Annotated in this window: 25 protein-coding genes and 1 tRNA gene; 12 read left to right on the top strand and 14 right to left on the bottom strand. The window is 67.8% G+C overall.

Annotated elements, in window-relative coordinates; genetic code table 11:
* Positions 1-81: 81 nt before the first annotated feature.
* Entirely contained in the window at positions 82-888 is an 807-nt protein-coding gene (locus ACGFNP_RS33780; RefSeq protein WP_393325549.1) for an S-methyl-5'-thioadenosine phosphorylase, read from the bottom strand.
* Between the two features lie 109 nt (positions 889-997).
* Between ACGFNP_RS33780 and ACGFNP_RS33775 the strand changes: the two genes are divergently transcribed.
* Positions 998-3,001: an MFS transporter gene (locus tag ACGFNP_RS33775; RefSeq protein ID WP_393325547.1), complete on the top strand. Its 2,004-nt coding sequence runs from the start codon at positions 998-1,000 to the stop codon at positions 2,999-3,001.
* A 9-nt stretch (positions 3,002-3,010) separates the two neighbouring features.
* Here the strand turns inward: ACGFNP_RS33775 and ACGFNP_RS33770 are convergent, their stop codons facing one another.
* From ACGFNP_RS33770 to ACGFNP_RS33760, 3 genes are all read right to left on the bottom strand, one after another.
* Positions 3,011-3,331 (bottom strand): FmdB family zinc ribbon protein, encoded by a 321-nt coding sequence (locus tag ACGFNP_RS33770; RefSeq protein WP_358341216.1) that lies wholly within the window; start codon positions 3,329-3,331, stop codon positions 3,011-3,013.
* Positions 3,332-3,399: 68 nt separating this feature from the next.
* On the bottom strand, positions 3,400-4,905 hold the full coding sequence (locus ACGFNP_RS33765) for a potassium/proton antiporter (protein ID WP_358341218.1): 1,506 nt from the start codon (positions 4,903-4,905) through the stop codon (positions 3,400-3,402).
* Between the two features lie 24 nt (positions 4,906-4,929).
* On the bottom strand, positions 4,930-5,490 hold the full coding sequence (locus tag ACGFNP_RS33760; protein WP_358341238.1) for a 5-formyltetrahydrofolate cyclo-ligase: 561 nt from the start codon (positions 5,488-5,490) through the stop codon (positions 4,930-4,932).
* Positions 5,491-5,523: 33 nt separating this feature from the next.
* Here ACGFNP_RS33760 and galU point away from each other — a divergent pair, with 33 nt between their 5' ends.
* The 7 genes from galU (at position 5,524) to ACGFNP_RS33725 (ending at position 10,099) form a co-directional block, all read left to right on the top strand.
* Entirely contained in the window at positions 5,524-6,426 is a 903-nt protein-coding gene (gene galU, locus ACGFNP_RS33755) for a UTP--glucose-1-phosphate uridylyltransferase GalU (RefSeq protein ID WP_358032920.1), read from the top strand.
* Positions 6,413-7,600 (top strand): gephyrin-like molybdotransferase Glp, encoded by a 1,188-nt coding sequence (gene glp / locus ACGFNP_RS33750; RefSeq protein WP_393325545.1) that lies wholly within the window; start codon positions 6,413-6,415, stop codon positions 7,598-7,600. Before galU ends, glp begins: the two co-directional genes overlap by 14 nt.
* Positions 7,597-8,064, top strand: coding sequence for a cyclic pyranopterin monophosphate synthase MoaC (moaC, locus tag ACGFNP_RS33745; protein WP_219528138.1), 468 nt, complete (start codon positions 7,597-7,599; stop codon positions 8,062-8,064). Before glp ends, moaC begins: the two co-directional genes overlap by 4 nt.
* On the top strand, positions 8,061-8,540 hold the full coding sequence (locus ACGFNP_RS33740; protein WP_219528189.1) for a molybdenum cofactor biosynthesis protein B: 480 nt from the start codon (positions 8,061-8,063) through the stop codon (positions 8,538-8,540). Before moaC ends, ACGFNP_RS33740 begins: the two co-directional genes overlap by 4 nt.
* A gap of 53 nt (positions 8,541-8,593) precedes the next feature.
* Positions 8,594-9,250, top strand: a complete 657-nt coding sequence (locus ACGFNP_RS33735) for a GNAT family N-acetyltransferase (protein ID WP_393325544.1) — start codon at positions 8,594-8,596, stop codon at positions 9,248-9,250.
* 124 nt (positions 9,251-9,374) lie between these two features.
* Positions 9,375-9,965: a hypothetical protein gene (locus ACGFNP_RS33730; protein WP_358341224.1), complete on the top strand. Its 591-nt coding sequence runs from the start codon at positions 9,375-9,377 to the stop codon at positions 9,963-9,965.
* Between the two features lie 60 nt (positions 9,966-10,025).
* A tRNA-Ala gene (locus tag ACGFNP_RS33725) sits at positions 10,026-10,099 on the top strand.
* Positions 10,100-10,183: 84 nt separating this feature from the next.
* On the opposite strand, the gene ACGFNP_RS33720 is transcribed toward ACGFNP_RS33725, so the two are convergent.
* The 4 genes from ACGFNP_RS33720 to ACGFNP_RS33705 all read right to left on the bottom strand — a co-directional run bounded on the left by ACGFNP_RS33720 (position 10,184) and on the right by ACGFNP_RS33705 (position 15,954).
* On the bottom strand, positions 10,184-10,648 hold the full coding sequence (locus ACGFNP_RS33720) for a tyrosine-type recombinase/integrase (RefSeq protein WP_393326263.1): 465 nt from the start codon (positions 10,646-10,648) through the stop codon (positions 10,184-10,186).
* Positions 10,649-10,757: 109 nt separating this feature from the next.
* Positions 10,758-13,178, bottom strand: coding sequence for a tyrosine-type recombinase/integrase (locus ACGFNP_RS33715; RefSeq protein ID WP_393325541.1), 2,421 nt, complete (start codon positions 13,176-13,178; stop codon positions 10,758-10,760).
* Positions 13,172-14,341, bottom strand: a complete 1,170-nt coding sequence (locus ACGFNP_RS33710) for a tyrosine-type recombinase/integrase (RefSeq protein ID WP_393325539.1) — start codon at positions 14,339-14,341, stop codon at positions 13,172-13,174. The genes ACGFNP_RS33715 and ACGFNP_RS33710 overlap by 7 nt, the downstream gene beginning before the upstream one ends.
* 119 nt (positions 14,342-14,460) lie before the next feature.
* Positions 14,461-15,954 carry an ISL3 family transposase gene (locus ACGFNP_RS33705; protein ID WP_393326260.1) on the bottom strand — a complete coding sequence of 498 codons (1,494 nt, stop codon included), beginning with the start codon at positions 15,952-15,954 and terminating at the stop codon, positions 14,461-14,463.
* Positions 15,955-16,319: 365 nt separating this feature from the next.
* Between ACGFNP_RS33705 and ACGFNP_RS33700 the strand changes: the two genes are divergently transcribed.
* Positions 16,320-17,198: a sigma-70 family RNA polymerase sigma factor gene (locus ACGFNP_RS33700; RefSeq protein ID WP_393325537.1), complete on the top strand. Its 879-nt coding sequence runs from the start codon at positions 16,320-16,322 to the stop codon at positions 17,196-17,198.
* A gap of 65 nt (positions 17,199-17,263) precedes the next feature.
* On the opposite strand, the gene ACGFNP_RS33695 is transcribed toward ACGFNP_RS33700, so the two are convergent.
* The gene (locus tag ACGFNP_RS33695; RefSeq protein WP_393325535.1) at positions 17,264-17,623 is read right to left on the bottom strand and encodes an ankyrin repeat domain-containing protein; all 360 of its coding nucleotides are present in this window, start codon (positions 17,621-17,623) and stop codon (positions 17,264-17,266) included.
* A 465-nt stretch (positions 17,624-18,088) separates the two neighbouring features.
* Positions 18,089-18,781, bottom strand: a complete 693-nt coding sequence (locus ACGFNP_RS33690; protein ID WP_393325533.1) for a hypothetical protein — start codon at positions 18,779-18,781, stop codon at positions 18,089-18,091.
* 343 nt (positions 18,782-19,124) lie between these two features.
* On the opposite strand from ACGFNP_RS33690, the gene ACGFNP_RS33685 reads away from it, so the two are divergent.
* A complete protein-coding gene (locus ACGFNP_RS33685) occupies positions 19,125-19,853 on the top strand; it encodes a hypothetical protein (RefSeq protein ID WP_393325531.1) in 729 nt (242 codons plus the stop codon).
* A 137-nt stretch (positions 19,854-19,990) separates the two neighbouring features.
* Here ACGFNP_RS33685 and ACGFNP_RS33680 read toward each other — a convergent pair whose 3' ends face one another.
* Together ACGFNP_RS33680 and ACGFNP_RS33675 are read right to left on the bottom strand one after the other, a co-directional pair.
* A complete protein-coding gene (locus ACGFNP_RS33680) occupies positions 19,991-20,461 on the bottom strand; it encodes a tyrosine-type recombinase/integrase (RefSeq protein ID WP_393325529.1) in 471 nt (156 codons plus the stop codon).
* Positions 20,462-20,582: 121 nt separating this feature from the next.
* Complete coding sequence (locus ACGFNP_RS33675) at positions 20,583-23,375, bottom strand: BTAD domain-containing putative transcriptional regulator (protein ID WP_358327951.1); 2,793 nt, start codon at positions 23,373-23,375, stop codon at positions 20,583-20,585.
* A 279-nt stretch (positions 23,376-23,654) separates the two neighbouring features.
* On the opposite strand from ACGFNP_RS33675, the gene ACGFNP_RS33670 reads away from it, so the two are divergent.
* Together ACGFNP_RS33670 and ACGFNP_RS33665 are read left to right on the top strand one after the other, a co-directional pair.
* Positions 23,655-24,206, top strand: a complete 552-nt coding sequence (locus ACGFNP_RS33670; protein ID WP_219528143.1) for a dihydrofolate reductase family protein — start codon at positions 23,655-23,657, stop codon at positions 24,204-24,206.
* 245 nt (positions 24,207-24,451) lie between these two features.
* Complete coding sequence (locus tag ACGFNP_RS33665; RefSeq protein WP_393325526.1) at positions 24,452-25,087, top strand: DUF6461 domain-containing protein; 636 nt, start codon at positions 24,452-24,454, stop codon at positions 25,085-25,087.
* Between the two features lie 349 nt (positions 25,088-25,436).
* On the opposite strand, the gene ACGFNP_RS33660 is transcribed toward ACGFNP_RS33665, so the two are convergent.
* Together ACGFNP_RS33660 and ACGFNP_RS33655 are read right to left on the bottom strand one after the other, a co-directional pair.
* Complete coding sequence (locus tag ACGFNP_RS33660) at positions 25,437-25,676, bottom strand: hypothetical protein (RefSeq protein ID WP_358327957.1); 240 nt, start codon at positions 25,674-25,676, stop codon at positions 25,437-25,439.
* Positions 25,673-25,957: a YrhB domain-containing protein gene (locus ACGFNP_RS33655; protein WP_358327959.1), complete on the bottom strand. Its 285-nt coding sequence runs from the start codon at positions 25,955-25,957 to the stop codon at positions 25,673-25,675. Before ACGFNP_RS33655 ends, ACGFNP_RS33660 begins: the two co-directional genes overlap by 4 nt.
* Between the last annotated feature and the right edge of the window lie 6 nt (positions 25,958-25,963).

Here is a 25,963-nt window from a genome sequence, read left to right as displayed (position 1 = left end):
GTCCGGACCACCCCGGCGGTTGGCGACGGGCGAGCCGCGTCCACCCGGCTCCGGCCGCAGCGGCGTCCGCGCCGTTCCCGGTCATGGCAGTTCGAACGGAAGCTTGATGCCGTCGAGTGCCGACCCGCACGCGCACGTTCGCTCCCCCGGCAGTGCCTGAACAGCCTCGGCCACCAGAGTCCGCATCCGTGTCACATTCTGCGCGAAGAACTCCATCACCTCCTCGTGCGTCACGCCCTCCCCGGCCTCGACCCCGGCGTCGTGGTCGGTCACCAGGGACAGCGACGTGTAGCAGAGCGCCAGCTCGCGGGCCAGCACGGCCTCCGGGAAGCCGGTCATGCCGACGATCGTCCATCCGTTGTCCGCGAACCATCGTGACTCCGCCCGGGTGGAGAAGCGGGGGCCCTCGATCACCACGAGTGTGCCGCCGTCGACGGTGTCCCAGCCGCCCTCCTGCGCGGCCGTCACGGCCACGGAGCGGCCCGAAGGGCAGTAGGGGTCGGCGAACGACACGTGGACCGCGCCGTCGATGTCGTAGTACGTCTGGACTCGTCCTGACGTACGGTCGACGAGCTGATCGGGGATCACGATCGCCCCAGGTCCGTGCTCGAGCCGGAGCGAGCCCACAGCGCTGGGCGCGAGCACCTGGCGGACGCCGAGTGAGCGCAATGCCCAGAGGTTGGCTCGGTAGGGGATGCGATGGGGCGGGAAGCGGTGATCCCGCCCGTGCCTGGGGATGAACGCCACGGTGCGCGCGCCGATGCGTCCGACCGTGACCGCGTCGCTGGGTGGCCCATAGGGGGTGGCGACCTCTATCTCCTCCGCGTCGTCGAGCAGGGAGTAAAAGCCCGAACCGCCGATGACGCCGATGTCTGCACGAGTGACCATGGCGCAGAGATTAGCGGCATCGATTGAGGGGGAGCAGGGCCTGAATGGCGTTCTGTGGATAACTTGCTTCACTGCGTTAGTACACGTGTGCGAAGAGTAGTATCTTCGCATGCGGCAACGGGGCCTCGGGCTGATCATCGTCGCGCTCATGCTCGGCATGCTGCTGGCGGCGCTCGACCAGACGATCGTGTCCACCGCCCTGCCGCGGATCGTCAGTGACCTCGGCGGCCTTGAGCAGCTTTCGTGGGTGGTGACGGGCTACCTGCTCGCTTCGACGGTCTCCACGCCCCTCTGGGGGAAGCTGGGCGACCAGTTCGGCCGTAAAAGGCTGTTCCTCGCGGCGATCGTCATCTTTCTCATCGGATCGGCGCTCTGCGGTCTGAGCCAGAACATGGGCGAGCTCATCCTGTTCCGCTCGATCCAGGGTCTGGGCGGCGGTGGCCTCATGGTGCTGGCCCAGGCGATCGTCGGCGATGTCGTTTCGCCCCGCGACAGGGGGAAATATCAGGGGTTCTTCGGCGGGGTCTTCGCGCTCGCCAGCATCGTGGGGCCGCTGCTCGGCGGCCTGTTCGTCGACCATCTCAGCTGGCACTGGGTCTTCTACATCAACCTGCCCCTCGGGGCGGTCGCGCTGTTCGTGATCGCCGCCGTGCTGCCCGGAGACAGTACGCGGACCAAGCACAAGATCGACTATGTGGGCATCGTGCTGCTCGGCGGTGCCACGTCCTGCCTGGTCCTGATCGCCACTTGGGGCGGCACCATCTATCCGTGGGCGGACCCGTTGATCATCGGGCTCGGGGTGGCGGCCGTCGCCCTGCTCGCCGGGTGGTGGTTCGCTGAACGACGAGCGGTAGAGCCGGTGCTGCCGCTCGGGCTGTTCGGGCTCAGGGCGTTCTCGATGTCGTCGCTCGTCGCGTTCGTGGTGGGGTTCGGGATGTTCGGGGCCCTTATCTACCTGCCGCTGTATTTGCAGGTGGTTCACGGGGTCAGTGCGACACTGTCCGGGGTCTATCTGCTGCCGATGATGGCTGGCATGTTCACGATGTCCATCGTGAGCGGTCAGATCATCGCCAGGACCGGCAAATACCGCTTCCTGCCCATCGCGGGCACGGGTGTCGCCACGGTCGGGTTGGTCCTGCTCTCCACGCTGACCGAGCACACCACCCTGCTGAGGCTGGGGCTGTTCCTGCTGGTCCTGGGTGTGGGGCTGGGGATGACCATGCAGGTGCTGGTGATCATCGTGCAGAACGCGGTGCGCTTCAAGGATCTCGGCGTGGCCACCTCGGGCGCCACGTTCTTCCGGATGATCGGCGGGTCGTTCGGCGTCGCCACGCTCGGCTCGGTCTTCACCGCGCGGCTCGACTCCGACCTGCGGGCGCTGCTGGCCACGACCCGGTTGCCGGCGGGCTTCGATCCGGCGCGGGTCCAGCAGGATCCCACGACCATCCAGCGGTTGCCGCCGGTGCTCGTGGCTGACTTCCTGCACGTGTACGCCGACGCGATCGCCGCTGTCTTCCGGGTGGCGGCGCCGGTCATGTTCGTCGCGTTCTTGATCAGCTGGCTGATCCCGCAGCAACGCCTCAGGGAGACGACCAAGGCGACGGACCTGGGCGAGGTCATGGGGGCCACCTCGGCGGAGCGGTCATCGCTGGCGGAGGTCGAGAGAGGTCTCGTACGACTGGCGGACGCCGACCTGCGCAGGGGCTTCTACGATCGATTGGGCGACTTGGCCGGATTGACCGACGTGCCGCCGCAAGGCGTCTGGATCGTGGCGCGGCTCGGCGGGGAGGGCTGGGTAAAGGCCGCCGACCTGGCGGCGCGCGCGAACGTCAGCAGGGAGCAGGGCCGCCCCTTCGCTGACCAGCTGATAGCCCGCGGCCTCGTCGAACGGTCGCCGGACGGGGATTCGCTCCGGCTGACGGAGGCGGGGCAGCGGGCCGCGCTGAGGATGTTGCGGTGCTCGTCCGAGGGCTTGAGCAGGCTCGTCGCAGACTGGGGCCCAAACTCTCAACTGGAGCAACTCGTCGAAAGGGTCGCCTCGGCCCTGCTCGGCGCCAACACCGACTGCCCGCGAGAGGCAGGGCAGCGCAGAGCTCCACAGGGTAGGGCCTGACGGCGAGTGCTACGTGGTGGCGGATGCGGCCGCGGGGGCGGGAGACGTCGTGGACTTCGACTCCGACGACTTGGCGGACTCGGACGGCTTCGAGTCGGCGGACTTGCTCTCGCTCGACTTCCCGTTGGAGGACGAAGAAGAAGCGGTCGACGAGGCCCGGTTGTCCGTGCGGTAGAAGCCCGAGCCCTTGAACACGATCCCGACGGCGGAGAACACCTTACGCAGGTTCCCCTGGCAGGCCGGGCACACGGTCAGCGCATCGTCGGTAAATTTCTGAACGACCTCGAGCTGGTCACCGCAGTCGTTGCAGGCGTACTGGTAGGTCGGCACGCGCTCCTCCTTCAAGTTCTGGCACTCGAGCGATGCGACTGCTAATGGTAACCGATTGGGTCAAACGTCTATTCCGAACCGCGTTCTCCGTACCACCCAGCGAGCTTGCCCCGGCGGCTGACGGCCCGCATGCGGCGTTCGACCTCGTCGCGGCAGGCCGCCGTGGCGACCACGAGGAGCTGGTCGTCGGCCCTGACCCGGGTGGTGCCCGCGGGGACGAACGATTTGCCGTCGCGGACGATCAGTGTGACGGCGGCCCCGGCCGGCAGGCGCAGTTCGAAGATCTCGACGCCGTGCAGCTTGGAGCTGGGCGGCACCTTGATCTGCAGCAGGTCGGCCTTCAGCTCTTCCAGCGGTGCCGACTCCACCTCCAGGTCGTGCGCCTCTCCGGGGGTGGCCACGCCGAGGAGCCTGGCCATGAACGGCAGCGTCGGCCCCTGTACCAGCGTGAACACCATCACGATCACGAAGACCTCGTTGAAGATCTCCTTCGAGCCCTCGACGCCGGCCGCCCACGGGATGGTCGCCAGCACGATGGGGACCGCTCCCCGCAGGCCGGCCCAGGACAGGAACGTCTGCTCGCGCCAGTTCGTCCGGCCGAGGCGCAGCAGCCGGGCCGCCTGCGCGCTGATCATCACCGACAGCGGCCTGGCCAGGAGCACCAGGACCGTTCCCGCGATGAGGCCCGGCACGATCGCCGACGGCAGCTCCTTGGGGCTGGCCAGCAGCCCGAGCATCACGAACAGCCCGATCTGCGCCAGCCAGGCGGCCCCTTCCGCGAAGCCCCTGGTCGCCGCCCGGTGCGGCAGCCGCGAATTGCCCAGGATCAGTGCCGTCAGGTAAACGGCCAGGAAGCCCGAGCCGTGCAGCAGCACCGCACCGCCGTACGAGACGAAGGTCAGCGCCAGGACCGCGATCGGGTACAGGCCCGAGGCGGGCAGGGCGACGCGGCGCAGGGCGTACGCGCCGGCGGGCCCGATGGCCAGGCCGACCGCCGCGCCGATGAGCAGCTCCGTCCCGGTCCGCAGCAGGAACGAGCCGATCGTCGGCGACGAGTGCGTGGCGCTGCTCAGCAGCATGACCGCGATCACCGTGGGCGCGTCGTTGAAGCCCGACTCCGCCTCCAGCACACCGGCCAGGCGTGATGGCAGCGGCAACCGCCGCAGCACCGAGAACACGGCGGCGGCGTCGGTGGAGGCCAGCACCGCGCCGAGGATCAGCGCGGCGTTCTGGTCGAGCCCCAGCAGCCCTTGTACGGCCAGCGCCACCACCACGATGCTGACCGCCACGCCCAGGGTGGCCAGGATCAGGGCCAGCGGCACCGAGCGGCGCACATGGCTCCAGTTGGTGGTCAGACCGCCTTCCGCCAGGATCACCGCCAGCGCGCTCAGGCCGATCTGCTGGGCCAGCTCCGGGTTGTTGAACAGGATGCCGACCCCGGAATCGCCCAGGACCAGGCCCAGACCGAGGAACAGCAGGAGGCTGGGTAGACCGGTGCGATGCGCGATGCGGACGGAGGCGATGGCCGCGATGACGATGGCGGCACCCAGAAGAAGCCAGACATCCAGTGTCATCTGGCCCCCTCCTGTGTGTTTCGTTCACATAAGCCTAGTGAGTTCTCTGGGTGTAACCGCCCAGCGCACCCGTTGATCGTGTGGTTCGGCCGGGACGTCGTCGATCAGCTCGCCGTCGTGGAGGAGGGCGACCGTGGGGACGTTCGGTCCCACCCTGGCCAGGGCGCGGTCGTACGAGCCGCCGCCGCGGCCGAGCCGTACCCCTGACTTTCTGTCCACGGCGAGAGCGGGGATGATCACGAGGGCGGCTGTGCGGATCGCGTCGACGCCGCGCCGGGTGTCGACCGGCTCCATGATCCCGAAGCGGCCCGGCGCCAGTGTGTCGGGACCGTCGTAAACCGCCCAGTCGAGGTCGTTGTCCTCCCGCAGCACGGGCAGGATCACGGTCGCGCCGTGCTTCCAGAGCGCGAACACCAGCCCGTGCGTCTCCGGCTCCGCCCCCGTGGACCAGTAGCAGGCCACCAGGCCGGCCATCTGCACCCACGGCTGATCGAGCAGCGTTTCGCGAACCTTCACGGCGTTTGCCCGCAATTGCTCGGGGGAGAGATTCCCACGTGCCGATAGCAGCTCGCGGCGCAGTTTCATCTTGTCCACAGATACCTCCACTAGGGTCTACTCATGGCTGACTTCGACCCTGTGACGAAAGCCGTCGTGCCCGCCGCAGGTCTGGGCACCCGATTCCTTCCGGCGACCAAGGCGACACCCAAGGAGATGTTGCCCATCGTCGACAAGCCCGCGATCCAGTATGTCGTCGAGGAGGCGGCCTCCGCCGGGCTCCTCGACCTCCTCATGGTCACCGGCAAGAACAAACGGTCGATCGAGGACCACTTCGACCGTGCCTTCGAGCTGGAGGAGGCACTGGAGGCGAAGGGCGACGAACATCGGCTGTCCCAGGTCCGCGACCCGGCCTCCCTCGCGACCCTGCATTACGTACGGCAGGGCGAGCCGAAGGGGCTCGGGCACGCGGTGCTCTGCGCCAAGCAGCACGTCGGCGACCACCCGTTCGCCTGCCTGCTCGGCGACGACCTCATCGACTACCGTGACAAGCTGCTCGAACGCATGATCCAGGTGCGCCAAACCTACGGCGGCAGCGTGATCGCGCTGATGGAGGTGCCCAAGGAGCAGGTCTCGCAGTACGGCGTGGCCACGATCGAGCCCACCTCCGAGGCGGACGTCGTACGGGTGACCGACCTCGTCGAGAAGCCGCCGGTGGACGAGGCGCCCTCCAACTGGGCGATCATCGGCCGCTACGTGATCGACCCGGCCGTCTTCGAGGTCCTCGAGAACACCCCGCCGGGCCGCGGCGACGAGATCCAGCTCACCGACGCGCTCCGCACGCTCGCCGCGCGTGGCTCCGAGGAGGGCGGGCCGGTCCATGGCCTGCTGTTCCGCGGCCGCCGCTACGACACCGGCGACAAACTCGACTATCTGCGTACGGTCGTGAAGTTCGCGGCCGACCGGCCCGACCTCGCGCCTGAGTTCGTGCCGTGGTTGCGGGAGTTCCTCGATGAAATCAGTTGACGCGCATCTGGCCCAGATCCTGGCCACCGTGCGTCCACTAGCTCCCCTCGAACTCGACCTGGAACAGGCCCTGGGCACGACGCTGGCCGAGGAGGTCTCCTCGCCGGTGCCGCTGCCGCCGTTCGACAACTCGGCCATGGATGGCTATGCCGTACGGGCGCGTGATGTCGTCGATGTCCCGGTCACGCTGGCGGTGATCGACGACGTGGCCGCCGGATCGAGCGAGCTGCGGGCGGTCGGTCCCGGACATGCCGTACGCATCATGACAGGGGCGCCCCTGCCCGCCGGCGCCGACGCCGTGGTGCCGGTGGAGTGGACGAACGGCGGGACCGTCTCCGTCACGATCGACCGCGCCGCCGTCCTCGGCAACGCCATCCGCCGGGCGGGCGAAGACGTCCAAGCCGGTGAAATCGTCCTCAAACCGGGCACGGTCATCGGGCCCGCGCAGCTCGGCATCATCGCCGGAGTGGGCCGCCGCCGCGTCCTGGTACGTCCGCGTCCGCGCGTCGTGGTGCTCTCGACCGGCGCCGAACTGGTCGAACCCGGCCTGCCCCTCGGACCGGGACAGATCTGGGATTCCAACAGCGTGACCCTGACCGCCGCCGTACGCGAGTCCGGCGCCGAGGGCTTCCGCGCGCCCACCGTCGGCGACGATCCCGCCGCCTTCCTCGACCAGCTCGACGCGCAGCTCGTACGCGCCGACGCGATCGTCACCAGCGGTGGCGTCTCGATGGGCGCCTACGAGCCGGTCAAGGAGGCGCTCACGCCGCTCGGCACGGTCGACTTCGAGAAGGTCGCGATGCAGCCCGGCATGCCGCAGGGCTTCGGCGTCGTGGGCGAGGACCAGGTGCCGATCTTCGCGCTGCCCGGCAATCCGGTCTCGTCGTTCGTCTCGTTCATGCTCTTCGTACGCCCGGCGCTGGCGAAGATGCGCGGCCTGCCCGCGGGACCGCCGGAAACGTTGTCCGCCCAGGTCGCCGCGCCGTTGCGGTCACCGGCTGGGCGGCGGTCGTTCCTGCGTGGCGTGTTGTCGTCCGACGGAACGGTCTCGCCGGTGCGCGGGCAGGGCTCGCACCAGCTGGCCGCGCTGGCCTCGGCCAACGCGTTGATCGTCGTACCGGAGGACGTGACCGAGGTGCCTTCCGGGGCTGTTGTGGAGGTGATCCGGCTTTGAGCGAGTTCACCCATCTTGACGAGACCGGCGCCGCGCGCATGGTCGACGTGTCCGGCAAGGAGGTCGGGGCGCGTTCGGCCACGGCCACCGGGCGGGTGCTGCTGTCGTCCGCGGTGGTGGAGCTGCTGCGGTCGGGAGAGGTGCCCAAGGGCGACGCGCTCGGGGTGGCGAGGATCGCCGGCATCATGGGCGCCAAGCGGACGCCCGACCTGATCCCGCTCTGCCATCCGATCGCGTTGCACGGGGTCAAGGTGTCGCTCGATGTCGAGGATTGGGGGGTCGCCATCACCTGCCGGGTGAAGACGGCCGACCGTACCGGCGTCGAGATGGAGGCGTTGACGGCGGTGTCCGTGGCGGCGCTCGCGTTGATCGACATGGTCAAGGCGGTCGATCCCGCCGCGGTGATCACTGATGTGCGGGTGGAGGAGAAGGTGGGCGGCAAGACCGGGTTGTGGACGCGGTGATCCGCGCGCTCGTGGTGACCGTGTCCAACCGCGCATCAGCCGGGATTTACGCCGATAAATCGGGACCGCTCCTGGTTTCGTTGCTCTCGGCGGCCGGGTGCGCCGTGGAGGGGCCCGTCGTGGTGCCCGATGGGGAGCCGGTCGAGGCCGCGCTCCGTGACGGCGTTTCGGAGGGGTACGCGGTGATTGTGACGACCGGGGGGACCGGGCTGACGCCGACCGATCTGACGCCGGAGATGACGGCCCGGGTGATCACCCGCGAGGTTCCCGGAATCGCGGAGGCCATCCGGCAGGCGAACCGCGACAAAGTCCCCACCTCGATCCTGTCCCGTGGTCTCGCGGGCCAGGCCGGTGACACGTTGATCGTCAATCTGCCCGGATCCTCCGGGGGCGTACGGGATGGCGTGGCCGTACTGGCTCCTGTCCTCCAGCACGCGGTCGACCAGATTCGCGGCGGCGATCACCCGCGCTCTTAGCGTGCGGAGAGTCACCACTACTGATCCGTGGCGACATCGTGCCCGATAGGGGGATGATAAGAGATGTGGATCGACTTCGTGGCTGGCCGGCGGTTCTCAACGAGGGCCCGGTAGGCCTGCGACCGCTGCGGCTGGCCGACGTACGTGTGTGGCGAGAGACGCGGTTGCGCAACGCCGAGTGGCTGCGTCCCTGGGAGCCCAGTAATCCGGAGACTCCCCTGTTCAGAACGGGTCTCGGCCCGTACATCTCCATGGTCGGCACCCTGCGCCGCGAGGCCAGGCAGGGCCTCGCACTGCCCTGGGTCGTCACGTACGGTGGCCGCTTCGCGGGGCAGCTCACCATCGGCGCGATCGTCTGGGGCTCGGCCCGCTCCGCACAGGTGGGCTACTGGATCGACGGCGCGCTGGCCGGCCAGGGCATCACCCCGACCGCACTCGCGATGGCCGTCGACCACTGCTTCTTCACCACCGGCCTGCACCGCCTGGAGGCGAACATCCGCCCCGAGAATCAAGCCAGCCGCAGGGTGGTTGAGAAGCTCGGATTCCGGGAAGAAGGTATTCGGCGTCGTCAACTTCACATCGATGGAGCCTGGCGCGACCACATTTGCTACGCGTTGACCGTCGAGGACGCACCCGGCGGGCTGCTCGTACAGTGGCGTCGCGCGCGTGAGGCAGCTGCTCATGGTGGGTCTCCAGTAGAAGAGGTTTGACGATCTCGCGACACACCGCACCGAATGCTCGTCAATTAGTGACACGCGGTCTTACGGTGCGTGACGTGAGCACATCGAAGACGCCAGCAGCACCCAGGCGTTTTTGTGGTGCCCGGAGGTCGCCGTGAGCATCCTCCTCTACTTGGCCATCGTCGTCATGTGGCTGTGTGTCCTGGTCCCGATGTGGTTGCGCAGGGACAAGACGAACCTCGCCGAGCTGGTCGAGCTCGAGGAGTACTACACCGGCGAACACCAGCTGCCGGACCTCTCGCAGCAGCCCGCCGATCCGGAGGAGCAGACCGACGAGGACGCGCCTGAGTTCGAGCGGGTCGATCCACGGCAGTTCCGGGCCAGGCGCCGCGCGATCATCGTGGCCCGGCGCCGGCGGCTCCTCTTCTTCACCGCCCTGCTCGTGATCGCCTCGGTGGTCACCGCCGCGGTCAAGGTGATCCCGTGGTGGAGCGTCGCGCCCGCCGGAGTCATCATGCTGGCCTACATGACGTTCCTCCGGATCGCGGTGCAGGTCGACCGCGAACGGCGCGATCGCGTGCTCCAGGCTCGCGCGGACCGCGCCCGACGGCTGCGCGAGCAGCGACGGGTGGCGGAGCTGGCCGCCGAACAAGCCCAGGCCGAGATCATCGACCTCGCGGCTCGGCAGGGGGATGTGCTGTTCGATCAGTACGCGGAGCCGCCTCGGCGGGCGGTCGGGGACTGAGCGGGGAGTGAATGGATGGCGCGAGGACTGCCAGGAGTTTGCTAATCTGGTCGAGTCCACGGGGATGTAGCGCAGTCCGGTAGCGCACTTCGTTCGCATCGAAGGGGTCAGGGGTTCGAATCCCCTCATCTCCACCCAGGTCAAAGGCCACTTCCAGAGTTCGGAAGTGGCCTTTTTGATCTTCTGAGTGACAAACTGAGTGACATGCTGACGAGCCGCTAGACGTCCGTGAGGTCGTCGAAGATGCGATCCATGGCTAGAGCGCCGGTTTGGATGACGGGCCGGATCTGGTGTCGGTAGACGGTCTCGGTCACGGTTGTGCTGGCGTGTCCGCACAGTTTTGCGATCTCGTCTATGGATAGGCCGCCGTCGTCGGAGAGCAGTGATACGAAGCTGTGTCGTAGCTCACGTGGCGTCCACGCGTCGGCGTAGATGCCCTTGATACCTCTGATGGCATTGCGGAACTCACGCCGTACGTTGTGAGCGTCAAGCGGTGTGCCGATGCGACTGGTGAAGACGAGCCCGTGTTCCTTCCAGCGCTGGCCGGCCGCCTTGCGTTCGTTGGCTTGCTGGCGTTTTTGCTGCTGGAGCGCTTCCACAGCCCGCATGGGTACGGCGAGGGTGCGTCGTGATTTCTTGGTTTTGGTGTCGCCTCCTGCTCTGACTGACCGCCATACAGCGATGGGCTCTGTCCCGTAATCGGTGGTGGCGTTGAGTGATCTTCATTGCAGCAGGATGCGGTGGCGGATTCTCTGAACTTTTTGTTGATCTTGATGGGGCGGCTTCTAGGAGTCAGTTCTCGCGCCGGATGGTGGGGGTTGGAAGGTCCACGACGGCGGATGCGCGGCGGCGGTCGATCTGGGCGAGCTTGTCGTTGGCGCCGGCCAGGCTGATGCGGAGTCCTTCGACTTCGCCGAGCCATCCTTCTCGCTCGGCTTCGGTGATCCGGGCGATGAGGTTGTCGCGGATGTCGACGATGCGTGGTCGCTGTGCGGGGTCCGGCCAGTGCATGGGGCAGCGCAAGCAGGCGTGTTCATGGACGCAGGGTGTTGAGTAGGCTCGGGCGCAGATGCCGGTGGAGACCTTGCGTCGCTCGAAGTGGCCGAGGAATTCGGCCCATTCCTCGTCGGTAGGGACTCGATACTCCTCGCTGGGGCGTAGGCTGCGGCGCCGGGCCAGGAATGCCAGGTGCGCTTGGATCGATTCCTCGGGATAGATCGCCTTATAGCCCATCGTGACGTTGATGTCGCGGTGCCCGGCGATGACTTGGGCGATATGCGGTGGCAGGCCGTTGAGGATGGCGTCGGTGATGAACAGTCTGCGGAAGTCGTGGGGCGTGTAGTTGAGTGGCCCGCCATCGATCGGGTCGGTCAGGCCGGTGTCGGCCAGTGCTGCCTGGATCATCTTGCGGATCGTGCCGTGGCTGATCGCCCGGTTTTCGGTGCCGAATCTGCGCTGGAACAGCACTGGGGCGGGTGGCCTCCAGACGCACTCGTGCCAGTCGTAGGCCGGGACCAGTGGAACGGTGCCAGTCTCGTCGCGGACGCGGACGATGATGGCGGACAGCACGTCGGCCAGCTCAGGGCTGACGACCAGCAGCCGTTCGGCGTCGGTCTTGGACGGCGCGATCTGCAGCAGCGGCACGAGCTCGCCGGTCGTGGGCAGGCGGTATTGGAGCAGGCTGTGATGGGTGGCCTCCATCAATTCTTCAATCCGGATCCCGGTCAGGCGTAGCACATTGACGGCGGCGGCCCATGCCCAGAAGGCGTATTCCTCCTCGCGTCGCAGGTCGCGCCGGTGGTCGGCAGTGTCTGCCACCAGCAGCTTTCCCGCCCAGGGCCGCAGGCGGGTCAGCTGCTGACCGGCGACGGCGAAGCTCTGTCCCGGCTCTGTCCTCTGTGCCGCCGCCAGCAGCTCCGCGGACGCCAGTCGTCGCTGCTCGACCGTGGCGACCAGCACCGGCAGAACAGGCAGACGCTCACGGGTGCGGGCGTCCATGCGTGCCTTATGGCGGCGCTTGGCCTTGCGATGCTCGACGTCGTCTCGTCCGACCGGACACGGCGCGACCCACGGCGCCCAGCGCGCAGGATCCTCCAGCGCCCACTGGGACAGATCGAGGTAGAACGCCCGGACCTTGACCAGGCATTCGCGGTAGGAGATCCGGGGGATCGGCTCACCGGCGTCGCTGCCGGGCGGCGGCTTGGTCAGCAGCCGCTCCCGCCAGGCGGCGGCGACCTCCGGCGCCAGGCGCAGCGAGTCGATACCCGGATGGTGCACTTCGAGATCTCGCCAGAAGCGCCGGGCCAGGAAGTAAGCCAGGTCTCTCAAGCTGTTGTAATCCAGGCTCGGCTGGCGTTCGCGGAGATAGGCGACCAGCAGGTCCCGGATCGGACGGCACTGGAGCCCGTAGCGGTCAACCAACTGCTCAGGCGTGAGCTGGCCGCCGGTGCGCAGTTGCCGGAACCGCAGCGGAGCGTGCTCACCAAAAATCCCGAGGTCGCGAAGCACTTGATAGAACACCGGAACGGCGCGCGGCCAGGCCGCCAGCATCTCGGTCTCGGTGTCCACCAACTCCAGTACGTCACCAACGGTTATGTCGGCCAGGGTTTCGCCTTTAGCAGCGACGATCACCGCCGCGCGCTGTGTTGTGAGTCGCGCTGCCTGCTGGGTGATCCCCGAGTGTGTCTGGCAGTGCTCGCGCAGCCGAGCGAATCCGCCGGAATCACGTTCCAGGGCCAAGCCGTCGGCCAGTTCGGATTTGATCGAGGGCACGCAGACGAGCCAGCGCAGCGCTGGTCGCACCACATCGGCGAAGATCAACGCCAGCAGCGCCGAGGACAGCTCCGATGGCAGCCAGCCCGATCGCTGCCCCCGTTCTGCCAGCCAGGTAACGGGCTTCTGCCTCCACCCCGGGCCCAGAGTCTCGGCGCCGCTGTTGGTCCACCGCTGCTGCCAGGTGTCGCCGGGCTGGTCGGCGAGCCAGTCCAGCAGGTGCCGCAGGCCCCGGACACGCTTGGCCTGGACCACTGGGTTGCTGATCACGAACGGCGCAGCAGTCGCCCACCGAATCGCCGTCTCGCGGTCGCATTGCGTGGTCAGCCAGGTTGCGTCGATGGGACGGGGCGGGAATCGCGTGCGCATCGCCTCACGGCCCAGCCTCGGCCCGGTTGAGCGCGTCGGTGACGCCGAGACGGTCGCGGCCGCGGTCACCATGCCCTGGAGCCGAACAGCACGTCCAGGGACTCGGGCCGATAGCCCGGCGCGGGAGGCGCCAGCGTGCGCGCTGCCGCCTGCCGGGTTTGCTCGGCGTGATGGGCCAGCACCCTGCGGATCACATCCTCCTTGCGGGGCGTCAGGTAGATCTGTGTGGTCGTCAAGTGAGCGTGTCCCAGGACGAACTGGACGTCGGTCAGCGGCAGTCCCGGGTCCTCGGCCATCCGATAGGCCGCGGTATGCCGCAGGGCGTGGAGTGTCGCCGAGGTCCCCGCCGCATCGTTGACCCGCTCGAACATGCGGTGCGCCGCGTGGTAGGCCAACGGGCGGAACGGCCGGCGCAGCGTCCACCACAATGGCAGCCGTCTCCCCTTCGGGGTCAGGCCATCCATCTCGACCTGGTAGAGCCGCAACCACACGAACGCATCCGTGGAAGCCGGCAGCGCCTGGACCTCGCCGGTGCCCTTGCGAACCACCGAGATCAGCTGCCGTCCTGGATCGACACCGCCCTGCATCGTCGACAGCAGCTCCGACGCCCTTGCCCCGGTTGAGACGTAGAACGCGACCAGCGCCCGATCCCGATGCGACGGCAGCCGAGCGAAGATCTCGTTGAACTCCTCATCCGGGATGGAGCGCGGGACCCGCTTCGGAACCCGCGGCCGATAAAGCCCGGTCCGCTCGTTGGGGAACGGCTCCATCGGGTTGTGGTGCGCATTGGCCCGGCCGCCGCGCTGTGAACGATCCAGCGGAAACGGGTTCATCAGAATCCGGCTGCCATCGATGCCCAGGTGGAAGCCATAGAAGCAGCGCAACACCGTCTCGCTATGTGCCCGCACCGACGCCGCGTACGGCTCCTCCGACGAGGTCTGCGACGAGGAGTCCCCACTCCGCCAGTGCGGGCGTGTCGGCTTCCCAGCGACCAGCAGCCAGCGACAGAAATCCCGCGCCTCCACCCGCGTGGCCCGCTCCCAGGACACGTCGATCGCCCACAGAAACCGAAACCAGCGCAGAAGGTCCAGCCCGTAGGAGCGAACGGTTGCCTGGCTGCGTCCGGCCGCCTGCAAGTCGCGGAAATACGAAGCCACCGCCTCGACCGGCATCCCGTCGGGATCGATCAAGCGATACGGCTCCCACTGGCTGCCGGTCGCCACCAGCGCCCCCACCGCCGGAACACTCAGAGACGCTAAATCCCGCTGCGCTTCCTCATCTGAGACCACGGGCAGCGACCGTAGACCCACAAGCTTCGATCTGTCTCCTGAACTGCTAAAACACCCCTCGTAGTTCAGTCAATAAGTAGCAGGTCGAATCCGGCACGGCCGTGCATCTGGCGCATGATCCTCTTTGTGAGGGTGTTGACGCCTTCGGTTCGGCCGTTGTGGTGCGGAAGAGTGAGGGCGGCGTTCACCGCGCCACGGTCGAGTTCGAGGCCGTTGGCGTAGCCGTGCAGGTGGGGCAGGTCAGCGGCGCGGAGCGTGGTGATCCAGGCGGTGAGCTTGGCGTCGTTGCCTTCGGCCGGGGTGAGGAGTTCGGCGAAGCTGCGGACATGGCGGGCGAGTTCGGCCAGTTCGGGGCAGGCGGTCGTGAGCTCCTGCAACAGTTGGGTGTCGCTGTCGCGTAGCCGGTCGGGGTGGGTGAGCAGGAGGCGTGCCAGTCGGCGCGGGGTGATGACGGGTCGCTCTCCTTCGGCTCTGCCTTGGGTGATGTAGCGATAGAGCAGGTTGAGGCTGCCGGTGTAGCCGAGCTCTTTGATCTCGCGGAACAACTGCAGGACGGCAACGGCCGGGTCGGCGGCGCGCCGTTCGCGCAGGTGATCGCGGTAGGGATCGACGAGAGTGGGCCGGTAGCGGGGAGCGCGGCGCAGGGTGTCGGGTTCGCGGTTGCGGGCGTAGCGCTTGACGGTGTTGAGGGACAGGTTCAGGCGGCGGGCGCATTCCAGGAGGCCGACGCCCTTGTTCAGCAGGTCGTGGATCTGCCGCCAACGCTCGCGGGTGGTCTGTTCGCGGACGCCGGCGGGCCGGGGCGGGTTGACCGTGGCCCAGCAGGCGCTGTGGGAACGAACCTCAGCGAGGGTCTTGTCGCACAGGTTCGCCCACAAGTGCCACCTGTCACTGACCTGCACCGCATCCGGCAGGGCGCGTCGAATCGCCTCACCGTAGGCGCCAGACCCGTCGCGGCAGACGATCTCCACCCCGCAGTGGGATCGCAGCCACGTCTCCAGCACGTCGGCACTGCGGCCGGGCAGGACGTCGATCCGCTCGCCGGTCTCGGCGTCGATGAGGATGGTGGCATAACGGTGACGGCGCTTGAGAGCGAAATCATCGACGCCCAGCACTCTGGGAACCCGCAATGGTGGCAGCGGCAGCCGCATGAGCAGGCGCAGTGCCGTCGATCTGGACACCGCGACGGCCAGGACCGCCGAGAGCCGCGCACCCGCCCGGCCAGCCAGTTCCTTAATCACCGCGCCCAGTTGACCGGCGAGCCTGCTCGTTCGACGCTGGTAACGCTCGAGCAGCCCGGGCACCTGCTCACGGAACGTCTGCCGAGGGCATCCCCACGCCGGGCAAACCAAACGCCGCACCTGCAGCGACACCACCACCCGCCGCCCGTCGACCGGAACATCCGCGACCGTCCGGCTGCAATAGCCGTGCACCCGACCCGTCGGCACCCCGCACACCGGGCACGGCACCGGCTTGTCACGAGTACGAGCCATCACACGAATGAGGTCGTACTCGTCCCTGACATCCTCGATGATCAGGGCAGACAGCCCCCCAAACACGACACCCATAAGATCGTCGATCTTCAGCACGGCCCAGCCTGGCAGGTGCGCACTCAACGCCACCACCGATTACGGGACAGAGCCGATCGCTGGACAGACCCCCTTTTCGGCGGCGCCCTCGGCGACCGCTTCTCTCGACGCAACGTCATGCTGGTCGCCGACCTGATACGCATGTTCGCCCAGGCAGCCACTGCGGCCCTCCTTGCCCTTCGGGATCTCGCACAGGAGCACGACGTTGCGCTTCACCTTGTCGCGGGCCTGAGCCCTTGAGATCGAGCGGACGAGGATGGAACGCAGTTCAGTGTCACATTCGCCGTGTCTGAGGGTTCACCTCTGTGAGCTCTGGCGATGGGATGGTGTGACAGATGGACGAGAACGAGTGGCTGGCCGCGCGCTTCGAGCAGCACCGACCCCGGCTGCGGGCGGTGGCCTATCGAATGCTCGGCTCGCTGGCTGACGCCGACGACGCTGTTCAGGATGCCTGGCTGCGGCTGAGCCGGTCCGACGCGGAGCGGATCGACAACCTCGACGGATGGTTGACCACCGTCGTCGCCAGGGAGTGCCTGCATATGTTGCGCTCCCGCCGACGCCGCCGGGAGGATCCCTTCGCCTCCCACCTGCCCGACCTGGTTGTCATCCCAGACGGGGACCTCGACCCCGAGCAGGAGGCGTTGCTGGCCGACTCGGTGAGCTTGGCCCTGCTCGTCGTGCTCGACCAGCTCACTCCTGCTGAGCGGTTGGCGTTCGTACTGCACGACCTGTTCAAACTGCCCTTCGAGGAGATCGCCGGCATCGTCGGCCGCACCCCGGCCGCCGCACGGCAACTGGCCAGCCGGGCACGACGCCGGGTGCACGACGCCAAGATCCCATCACACGATCCGGATCTAGCGCGCCAGCGGCAGGTCGTCCGCGCCTTCTACGCGGCCGCGTGGAACGGCGACTTCGACGCCCTCGTCCAGGTCCTCGACCCCGACGTCGTCCTGCGCACCGACTTCGGCACCACCCGGCCGCCAACCGTCGTCCGCGGCGCGCCGGCCGTGGCCAAGCAGGCCCACGCCCCACGTGGTGGCCAACTGCGCCCCGCCCTGGTCAACGGCGCGATCGGAACGTTGATCACCCGCGACGGGCGGCCGTTCTCCGTTATGGCCTTCACCGTCGCGGGCGACAAGATCGTCAGGATCGACATTGTCCGCGACCCCGACCGCGTCCACCGCCTCGCGTCCGCCCTCCTCAACCGGACATAGCGAACACGGCGAGCCCTACTTCGACGAGCTGAGGGCCGGATGCCGCGTAACCGGACGGCGCGGCATCAGGCCAGGGATTCGAGATATTTCTGGGTTTCCCGCTTCTTGAAGTACTGCGCCCAGCCTGCCGGCTGCGCGTTGAATCCGGGTTCGCGGGCGGTGTGGTCGGCACCGTGCTCGACCAGCAGGCGCGCGATCGGCAGCTCACCAGCTGCCGCCGCATAGTGCAAGGCGGTAGCGCCCGCGGCGGTGACATCGTTGACGCCGAAGCCAAGATCGATCAGCAGCCGGACCGTTGACCAGTTGCGTGCCTCGGCCATCCGCGCAACCAGGTCTGCGTACCGATCGCGCAGCCCAGGATCGGTGGCCAGCATCGACCGCATCGTCGCTTCGTCGGCAGCCTCGGCGGCTTCTACGAACTGCATTGTGTCCTCCTCGCGTGTTGCATTCGTACCTATGAGCCCAGACAACGAACCGATGTGACAGGGAGTACCCAAGTGCCTGTCGGCCGGCGTCAGCGGGGGCGAGGACGGCAGCGGCATGGTGCTGATCTTCCAGTGCTGAATCACCATCACCACAACCCGCGGGCCGCCTCGCGGTCCTCAGCCGGGCCGACCTCGCACGGGAAACGATCACTCCCGGCTCGGGAAGCGATCTTCTATATACCTACTTCACCCCAGGCGAGCGCTATTCGTGAACGCCTCACCTGAGACGGCTGGACTGAAGTTGACGGGATCCCGTCTGATCATCGGAATCAGGCGGGATCTTGTCGTTTCAGAGGTTTCCGACCGGGTTCGTTTGCCTCGGCCGTGGTGGCGGTGAGCCAGACGAATCCGGTCACCTCGTCAGCTGAGGGCGGTAAACATGAACCGTTCCGGGCTTGGTGGAGACTATGTGACAGCGCCTATGCTCGCCCTTGGCGCGGACGCTCTGGTGCCGTCTGCTTGCCGTTGCAGTTCCACGACCATCTCCAGGGACGCGCGTGCCTGCTTGGCCTCGTCTCCAGAGACCGAGCCCGCACCCCGGTTCCACGTACTGTGCAACTCCTCCTCAAGCGAGCGGAGGTCGGTGACGTGTTCCTCGTACAGGACCGCGAGCATGGACTCGCCGCAGCGCACCGCCTCACCCCCACACACCTCCACGCTGGGGTAGGGCTCTGCGCCAAGGCAGAAGACCGTCGGACGGCCCGCCCGGAGCTCCTTCAGCCGATAGCACACGATACGGTCGTTCCCGCCAGCCCTAGCAGCGGGAATCTGCAGGAGCGGCACCAGATCGGGGTCGCGCGCCAAAATGAGCGACTCGGTGTCGGCCATAGCGTCAGGCGTCTCCGCCGGGCCGCCCCGGTCGGGTGGGACGGCCAACTCCCAGGGCTGGTTGGTGAAGTACGCCAGCAGGTCCAGGGACCACAACCCGGCGTCGACGACAACGAAGAGCTCCTCAGGAAACATGACGCCGTAGCATTCGCGCAGCACCTCGCGCGGGCCGAGCCCAGTCTCGTACAGCACCCGTGCCAGCCGGGCCATCGACGCGTAGTCCTCGCGGGACGCCTCCGCCCGCAGCCGATCGACGGCCTCCAAGTTCATCGCCGCTCCCTACGCTCGACGGTGCATCCGTCATGACCTATATCCCCAACGTATGCGGTGTTTCCCAGAGACCGTGGAGCTGTGTGGTAGTCATCGCTGTGGAGATTTCTTGAACATCGCCGAGCCTGGGAAACGATCATTGCGAACTTGGGAAGCGATCACAGACATCACCCGATCGTCCCTGATCCGACCCACTCAAGAACGCTCCACTCCAGGTCAGAGGCCGTTTTCCAGTTATGGGGAGCGGCCTTTCCGGCTGCTGAGTGACTACGCGTTCTGATCATCGCCATCCCGGCGGCAAAGCGAGGTGCGGGTTCCGCACTGCACCGCTGATAATCGGTCAATGCCGGAATGGGAAGCCGCCAAGCGGCGGATGTACGAAGTCTTCGGACACGTTCCGCGACCCGAGCGCATGGTCGGTTGCCCGCATTGCGTCGAGCCAGGTGAGGAACTGTGCATTCTGGTTGGGCCAGTCAGGTCGGTGAAGGCTGAGTTGCTGGCCCGCTACGCCGCTAAGGCCCTTACCACGTGGGGTGGCGTCGCTGAGTTCCGCTACTTTCTACCGCGCCTGCTCGAATGCGCGGCAGCGGACGCCTTCACCTATCCAGACCCCGAGATCGTTTTTGGCAAGCTCGCCTCGGCCGAGTGGTGGACCTGGCCGATCGACGAGCGAGATGCCATAGCAGCGTTCCTGAGTGAATGGTGGCGCGAAACGCTGCGCAACTATCCGGTCCACCCCTCGGTCTCCACTGTGCTGTGCGCTCTGGGCGCCACAGGCATGGATCTGACACCCTGCCTCAGCGCTTGGAGCAAGCTCGACACCGACGCCGCAATCAGGCACCTACACGACTTCGTCCTGACCGGCTTGTCGGGCGAGCGCCTGACCAACGCCTTCTGGAACCGCCGAAGCCCTGCTTACCAGCAGGTACTTGCCTGGCTCACAGGCGGGCCCGCTGCCGCAGCCGTGGAGGCGACTTTTGCTGAACAGACACAAGAACCCATGCTTGAACTGCTCGCCATCATTGAACCGGCCTTGCATCCGTCTCGCGGAGATGTTGATAGGCCGCCTTGAGCGTGTCTACCTCCCGCAGCGGACCTGTGGCCCTCCACTTGCAGGCAGCGCTTAGGATCCGTAACCCGGGGCGGCAAGGCTGCCGAACACCATCGGTATCTCCGCCACCAGGTCCCAGCGCGACACCCGGGAAACGATCACGTTCTGGACGGGAAGCGATCAATACACCCCCTCTGCCGCCGCAGGTCACACCCACTCGTGAACACCCCACCAGGATAGTTGCAGGTGACAAGGGGTTTCGGAGTTGATCCGGAGCCCCTTTTCCCTTGTCTGGGAGTCGATGGGAGCCAATCGGGGAGCCATCTCACTCGGACTCTCTGCCCGTGTCGGCTCTCGCCGAAGATGGTGTTCATCGTTTGGGCGCCTTTGGTGATCACCGGTCTGAGCTGGTGCCGGTAGACCGCTTCCGTGACGCTGGTGCCCGCGTGCCCGACGAGATCGGCGATGGTCTCGATGGGTACGCCCTGGTCACTCATGATGGAGACGAACGAGTGCCGCAGTTCGCGGGGACTCCAGGCGGTTCGATCTCCGCTTCCTTGGTGATCTTGCGGAACGCTCGCCGCACGTTGGCGCAGTCCAGTTGGGTTCCGACGCTGGTTCAAGAACACCAGGTTGTGATCTTGCCATGCCTCGCCGCCTTGAGCCCCTCGAGCTCTGGCACTCCTGGACACTTCCCTATAGTCGCCAGCCCGCCGAGGAGCAGGCCGACGTGCAGCGCCGTTCGCCGAGTCAGCGTCGGCGACGGAAGGCGTCGGCGGTGGACTTGTCGATGATCGCCAGCTGGGTGTGGATCTGGTTAGTGGAGGGGTCGTGGTCGCCGAGGAGGGTGTGGGCGTGGCGCCACTGCTCGTGGGCGGCCGCGTGATCTCCGGCGAGGTAATGGCAGGCGCCCAGGTGGGCTAGGGTGCTGGCCTCGGCGTATGGATCGCCGAATTCCCGGAACAGGTCCAGGGCCCGGCGGTAGCAGGGGACGGCCCCGGCCGGATCGCCCAGTTGGAGGCGGGTGTCGGCCAGGCACGACCAGGTATGGGCCTCGTGGGGGCGGTTGCCGAGCTTCTGGTGCAGGATCAGGGCCTGCTCGCACAACTCAAGGGCCTGGGCGTGGTTTCCCAAGCGGCCGTGGTGAAAGCCGAGGTCGGTGAGCGCGATGGCCCGGCCGACCTGGTCGCCCAGTTGGTCGAACAGGTCGTGGGCGCGGCGGGCGGCGTCGAGTGCGTCGGCCTCCCGGCCCTGGAGGGCGTACACGATGTCGCGGTGGTAGTGCGTCCACGCCTGACCTGCGGGGTCGTCATGTGCTCGTTCCAGGGCGGCGTCGAGGTTGCGGTGGGCGTCGTCGAAGCGGCCCAGGTCGGCCAGCGCGAAGGCCAGGTTGCGGTACGCGCGAGACTCTTCCACCGGGTCGCCCAGCCGCCGGGCGGCGGCCACAGCGGCCTGCTGGGTCTCGGCCCGGTCGTGCCAGAAGCCCTGCCCATGCAGGAAGACGAACAACGCCCGCGCCAGGTAGCAGACCTGCCGGTCGAGGCCCAGATCGGCGGCGAGCTCCAGGGCGGCGAGCAGGGCAGGACGCTCGGCCGCGAACCAGGCCATCGGCGCGTCGCGTCCGGCGAGGTCGGTGACGCAGACGCCCGGGCCCGGCGCGGCGGAGGCGACGGTCTCGACGTCCCCCTCCATGTCGCCGCCAAGCAGCCGCTGGGCGGCGTACGCGGTATGGACGTAGTGGTCCACGATGCGGCGCCGAGCGGCGTCCCGGTCCGGGTCGCGGGCCTGGCAGAGTTCGGAGGCGTAGGCGCGTAGCAGGTCGTGGCAGGAGTAGCGGCCCGGGGCGTGTTCGGTGAGCAGGTTGGCGCGGGTCAGCTCGGCCAGCGGCGCCCGTACCTGGGGGACCGGGACGCCCGCCAGGCTGGCGGCGGCGGTGACCGTGCTGTCCGGGCCGGGATGTAGCCCGGCGACCAGCCGGAACAGCCGCGCCGCCGCCTCGTTGCCGAGCGACTCGTACGACCACGAGAAGATCGCCCGTACGTTGACGGCACGGTCCAGCGCACCGAGGGCGTCCCGGAGCTCGGCGGCGAGCGTGCCGAGCGGATGCGTGGGATGGATCGCGGCGCGGGCGGCGACGATCGCCAGCGCCAGCGGTAGCCCGGCGCAGCGGCGGACGATCTCTTCGACGGCGGCGGGCTGGGCAGCCATCCTGTCCTGGCCGAGCCGGGCGGCCAGCAGCCGCTTTGCCTCGTCCGGCGGCAGCAGGCCGATGGGGAGCGGATGCGCACCGTACGTCATGACCAGCCTGGTGAGATGATCCCGGCTGGTGACCACCACCAGGCAGCCGGGCGCTCCGGGCAGCAGTGGGGCGACCTGGTCGGCGTCGCGGGCGTTGTCGAGTAGCACCAGCATGCGCCGTCCGGCCAGCAGGCTGCGGTAGAGCCCGGCTTGCGCGTCCAGGCCGTCCGGGATCCGGTGCGGCGGCACTTCCAGCGCGCCGAGGAACTCGCGAATGGCCGCCGCCGGTCGTACGGCCTCCCCCGAGGGGTCGTATCCGCGCAGGTTGACGTAGAGCTGGCCGTCCGGGAAGCGCCCGGCGACCCGGTGCGCCCAGTGCACCGCGAGTGTGGTCTTCCCGACGCCGGCCGTGCCGGAGATTACCGTGATCAGCGGCGACCGGGACCTCGTCTCGTCCGGCCGGATCTCGTCCGGCGGGACGAGCAGCGCGTCCAGCGCCGCCAGCTCGGTCTCCCGCCCGGCGAACCCGTTGACGGTGGCGGGCAACTGCCTGGGCACCGCGCGCCCGGCCGGCGGGGCGCCGACGACGAGCAGATCGGCATGAACCTGCCGCAGCTCAGGGCTGGGATCGGCGCCGAGCTCCTCGGCGAGCCGGCGCCGGATCGTCTCGTACCGCTCCAGCGCCTCGGCAGGACGACCGGCCGACTCCAGCACCCGCAGCAGCCGCGCCCACAGCGATTCCCGCAGCGGATGCCGCTCGGCGGCCTTGGCCAGTTGGGCCGGGTCCGGCTGCGCTCCGTGTGCCAGGTCCAGGTCGACCCGGCGCTCCAGCGCGGTCAGGTACCGATCCTGCAGCGCCGGGGCCACGAAGTGCTCCAGCCAGTCCGATCGGATCCCGTCGAAGGGGGTGCCGCGCCACAGCGCCAGCGCCTCGGCCAGCCGGGACCGCTCGGCCGCCGGGTCCGGCGCCGCCGCGGCCCCATCGAGCAGGAGGCCGAAGCACAGGGCGTCGACCTGGTCCGGCTCGGCCGCCAGCAGGTAGCCGCCCGACCGGGACACGATCAGCTCGACGGTTCCCAGGGCGCGGCGTACGCGCTTGACGGTGGTACGGAGGTTGACCCGCGGGTCGCCGCGCGGATCGGTGCCCCACACCGCGGTCGCCAGCCTGTCCGTCGGGACGGTACGGCCCGCTGACATCGCCAGCACCGCCATCAACACGCGCTGCCGCCCCGGGGGCAGTTCGACCGGCCTCCCGGCCACGGAAACGCGCAGCGGCCCGAGCAACTCGACGGCCAGCACGCGCATCACCCCCTCTCGCCCGCCCGGGTCCTACGGTGAGTGCCACCGGACTGACACCACTTTGCCACCCGGGGTCCGCCAAACTGGCGATCATCTCGCGCGAGCGTGATCCACCGAGGAGCCCCGTCGGCATGTGATCTTCGTTATGAGGCATGTCGCTGGACGGGCTCGTCGGCCCCGCCGCTCGGGTCAGGCTCATGAGCATGGGGGCCGGGCAGCCGCTTTCGCCGAAACCAGTTTGGATCGAGACCACAGGAGACCGAAGTGTCCATATCAGTGCTCGACATGTCAGTGTCCCTCGACGGGTACATCGCCGATACCGACGATTTCCTCGGCGGCGACGACGGCGAGCGGTTGCACAAGTGGGCGGACGTGAAGGGGGAGTCCGGCCAGCCGTCCGTGCCGGTCGGGCAATTCCAGGACGAATGGAAGGCTGCTGGTGCGGTCCTCGCGGGACGGCGGACTGCCGAGCTCATGGATCATTGGGGTGGTGATCACAACGGTCTCCCGATCTTCGTACCCAGCCACCGGCCGCCCGGCCCGGCCGCTCGCTGGGGCTATCCGTTGGTGACGTACGTGACCGACGGGATCGAAAGCGCGATGGCGCAGGCGAAGGCTGCCGCCGGGGACCGGGACGTGCAGGTGCGTGGCGCCTACACGGGGCAACGGGCGCTCGAGGCTGGGGTGCTGGACGAGGTGCAGATCCATCTGATCCCGGTGCTGCTCGGTCGTGGCCGCCGGCTGTTCGATGTCTTGCCGTCGGAGATCGAGTTGGAGATCGTCCGGGTGATCGATACGCCGGAGGCCACCCACATCCGCTACCGTGTCCGTCGCTGAGCCGATCGACCAGCGCCGACCAGCCGGGACGTGCCACCGCGGACCCTGCATGAGGTATTCGGCGGCCGGTATCTCAGCCATCCCTGAGCCGCCATTACCCCTTTTCGTCCCATCAGTCCCACCAGGGCGCGTCCGTGAACACCCCACGCCGAACTCGTGCATTACAGCTTCGACGATCTACCGCTGTCCGCGCCCTCCCTGCGAGGATCTCGAATATCTGTTCGCCATTAATCGAAGGGTCACGCGTGGACGCTGGACAGCCAACGACTACCAACCTGCGCGAGCACTACGGGCACCTCGCCCGTTCACGAGGACTGGACGTGGCCATGTGCTGGACGGTCGTCATCCCGCACAACGCAAAACCCCTTAACCTTCAGCAGATCGCCACCCGCCTGGGCGGAGACACCCCCGGCCGACTCCATCCCCCAGCCCCACTCAGCGCCCTGGTGCCCTTCGCCAGCGACGCATATCCCGTGCTCATCGACCAACACGGCTCCACTATCGCGCTCTGGGAGTACGACTATCTCGGAGCCATGCCCGCTGTCCTTCGGCGCCTGAGTCACGGAGCCCGGGTCTACAGCGCCTGGTGGAACGTCAACGCCCACAACCAGCTGAGTTTCGCCGCCGACGGCGAGCTCATCCTGCAGATCGACGCGCTCTTTCCCGGCCGCCCCGAAGACCACCCCGGCATTGACCGGTGGCCACAGCTGGAAGCGATGCAAGATTTCTTCGTCGATTTCGAAGAACGCGACGACGACTACGACTGGAGGGCGGCCTGGCTTGCCCTCATCGACCAAACCACTGGCGCAAAACTGACGAGCGCGTGGTTCGACCAGACGCACCCGTACGTCATGGTTCATGTGCCTGACGCCATACGCTGAACGATCAGGGAAACGATCAAGAGTCGCGTGGGAAGCGGTCTATCTGTCCTTCTTCTTCGCGCTGCTCAACCCCACTCGTGAACACCCCACCAGGGGCCGTTCTTGAAACGGCTGGACTGAAGTTGACGAGATCCCGTCTGATCATCGCGATCGGGCGGGATCTCGTCGTTTCAGGGGGTTCCGAGTCGCGTTCGTGTGGGTTCGGGGCCTGCGGGGCGGGTGCCCTGCTCCAGATGCACCGCGTCGGAGGAGATCGTCTCGTCAGATCACGCCACCGCCGTGATCCTTCCACAGCAAGGGGGGCACCCCTTGCCAAACCCGCTGGAAGGCCACCTCAGCAGCCTTCACCCTACGGCGAGCGCAGCTCGAACGCCCGTAGCGCCCCCTCGGCTCCAGGCCGCGGCGTGAAGTGGACGCCGCGGTCTCCGGGGTATTCGTGCCGGTGGTCGAAGCCGCCCCCATAGATCTGCGCCGGGATGCCGTCAGGGAAGGCCTCGCAGAAGGGGACGTACCGGCCGGGCGCCTGCGGATCCACCCGTTGCCGGAGCCTGGCACACGCGTCGCAGATCCCGGGTCGCCGCCGCGTCACAGCCCCGCCTCGTAAGCTTCCGCCGCAGCCTCGCCGGTGTACATGGAGTCGAACTCCATCAGTCCGCTGTCGGCCCGCCGCACCAGTACCGGCCCCAGCCCGGCGTACGCGGTGCCGGGGTCGCCCGTCTCGACGAACTCAGCCGTGGTGATCGTGAAGAACCACCCGTACGGCCGTTCCACCGTCTCCGCGTTGTGCACGACCAGGCTCTCCCCCACGGCGCTCAGTTCCTCCTTGATGTACGCGCGCACGAGCTGCTCGGCCTCCTCCTTGCCGATCATGTTGCG

The sequence above is a fragment of the Nonomuraea sp. NPDC049269 genome, from assembly GCF_043197155.1.
In the GTDB taxonomy this organism is placed as follows: domain Bacteria; phylum Actinomycetota; class Actinomycetes; order Streptosporangiales; family Streptosporangiaceae; genus Nonomuraea.
Note: the sequence above shows the minus strand (reverse complement) of the source record. Positions and strands in the feature narration are given on the sequence as shown.

Bases quoted from the DNA above. Each gene is read 5' to 3' on its own strand.
- ACGFNP_RS33685 (WP_393325531.1), top strand. From the start codon at position 19,125: ATGCCGGAATGGGAAGCCGCCAAGCGGCGGATGTACGAAGTCTTCGGA.
- glp (WP_393325545.1), top strand. From the start codon at position 6,413: ATGAAATCAGTTGACGCGCATCTGGCCCAGATCCTGGCCACCGTGCGT.
- ACGFNP_RS33735 (WP_393325544.1), top strand. From the start codon at position 8,594: ATGATAAGAGATGTGGATCGACTTCGTGGCTGGCCGGCGGTTCTCAAC.
- galU (WP_358032920.1), top strand. From the start codon at position 5,524: ATGGCTGACTTCGACCCTGTGACGAAAGCCGTCGTGCCCGCCGCAGGT.
- ACGFNP_RS33675 (WP_358327951.1), bottom strand. From the start codon at position 23,375: ATGCGCGTGCTGGCCGTCGAGTTGCTCGGGCCGCTGCGCGTTTCCGTG.
- ACGFNP_RS33695 (WP_393325535.1), bottom strand. From the start codon at position 17,623: ATGCAGTTCGTAGAAGCCGCCGAGGCTGCCGACGAAGCGACGATGCGG.
- ACGFNP_RS33780 (WP_393325549.1), bottom strand. From the start codon at position 888: ATGGTCACTCGTGCAGACATCGGCGTCATCGGCGGTTCGGGCTTTTAC.
- ACGFNP_RS33765 (WP_358341218.1), bottom strand. From the start codon at position 4,905: ATGACACTGGATGTCTGGCTTCTTCTGGGTGCCGCCATCGTCATCGCG.
- ACGFNP_RS33690 (WP_393325533.1), bottom strand. From the start codon at position 18,781: ATGAACTTGGAGGCCGTCGATCGGCTGCGGGCGGAGGCGTCCCGCGAG.
- ACGFNP_RS33760 (WP_358341238.1), bottom strand. From the start codon at position 5,490: ATGAAACTGCGCCGCGAGCTGCTATCGGCACGTGGGAATCTCTCCCCC.
- ACGFNP_RS33670 (WP_219528143.1), top strand. From the start codon at position 23,655: ATGTCAGTGTCCCTCGACGGGTACATCGCCGATACCGACGATTTCCTC.
- ACGFNP_RS33655 (WP_358327959.1), bottom strand. From the start codon at position 25,957: ATGATCGGCAAGGAGGAGGCCGAGCAGCTCGTGCGCGCGTACATCAAG.
- ACGFNP_RS33700 (WP_393325537.1), top strand. From the start codon at position 16,320: ATGGACGAGAACGAGTGGCTGGCCGCGCGCTTCGAGCAGCACCGACCC.
- ACGFNP_RS33775 (WP_393325547.1), top strand. From the start codon at position 998: ATGCGGCAACGGGGCCTCGGGCTGATCATCGTCGCGCTCATGCTCGGC.
- ACGFNP_RS33715 (WP_393325541.1), bottom strand. From the start codon at position 13,178: ATGGTGACCGCGGCCGCGACCGTCTCGGCGTCACCGACGCGCTCAACC.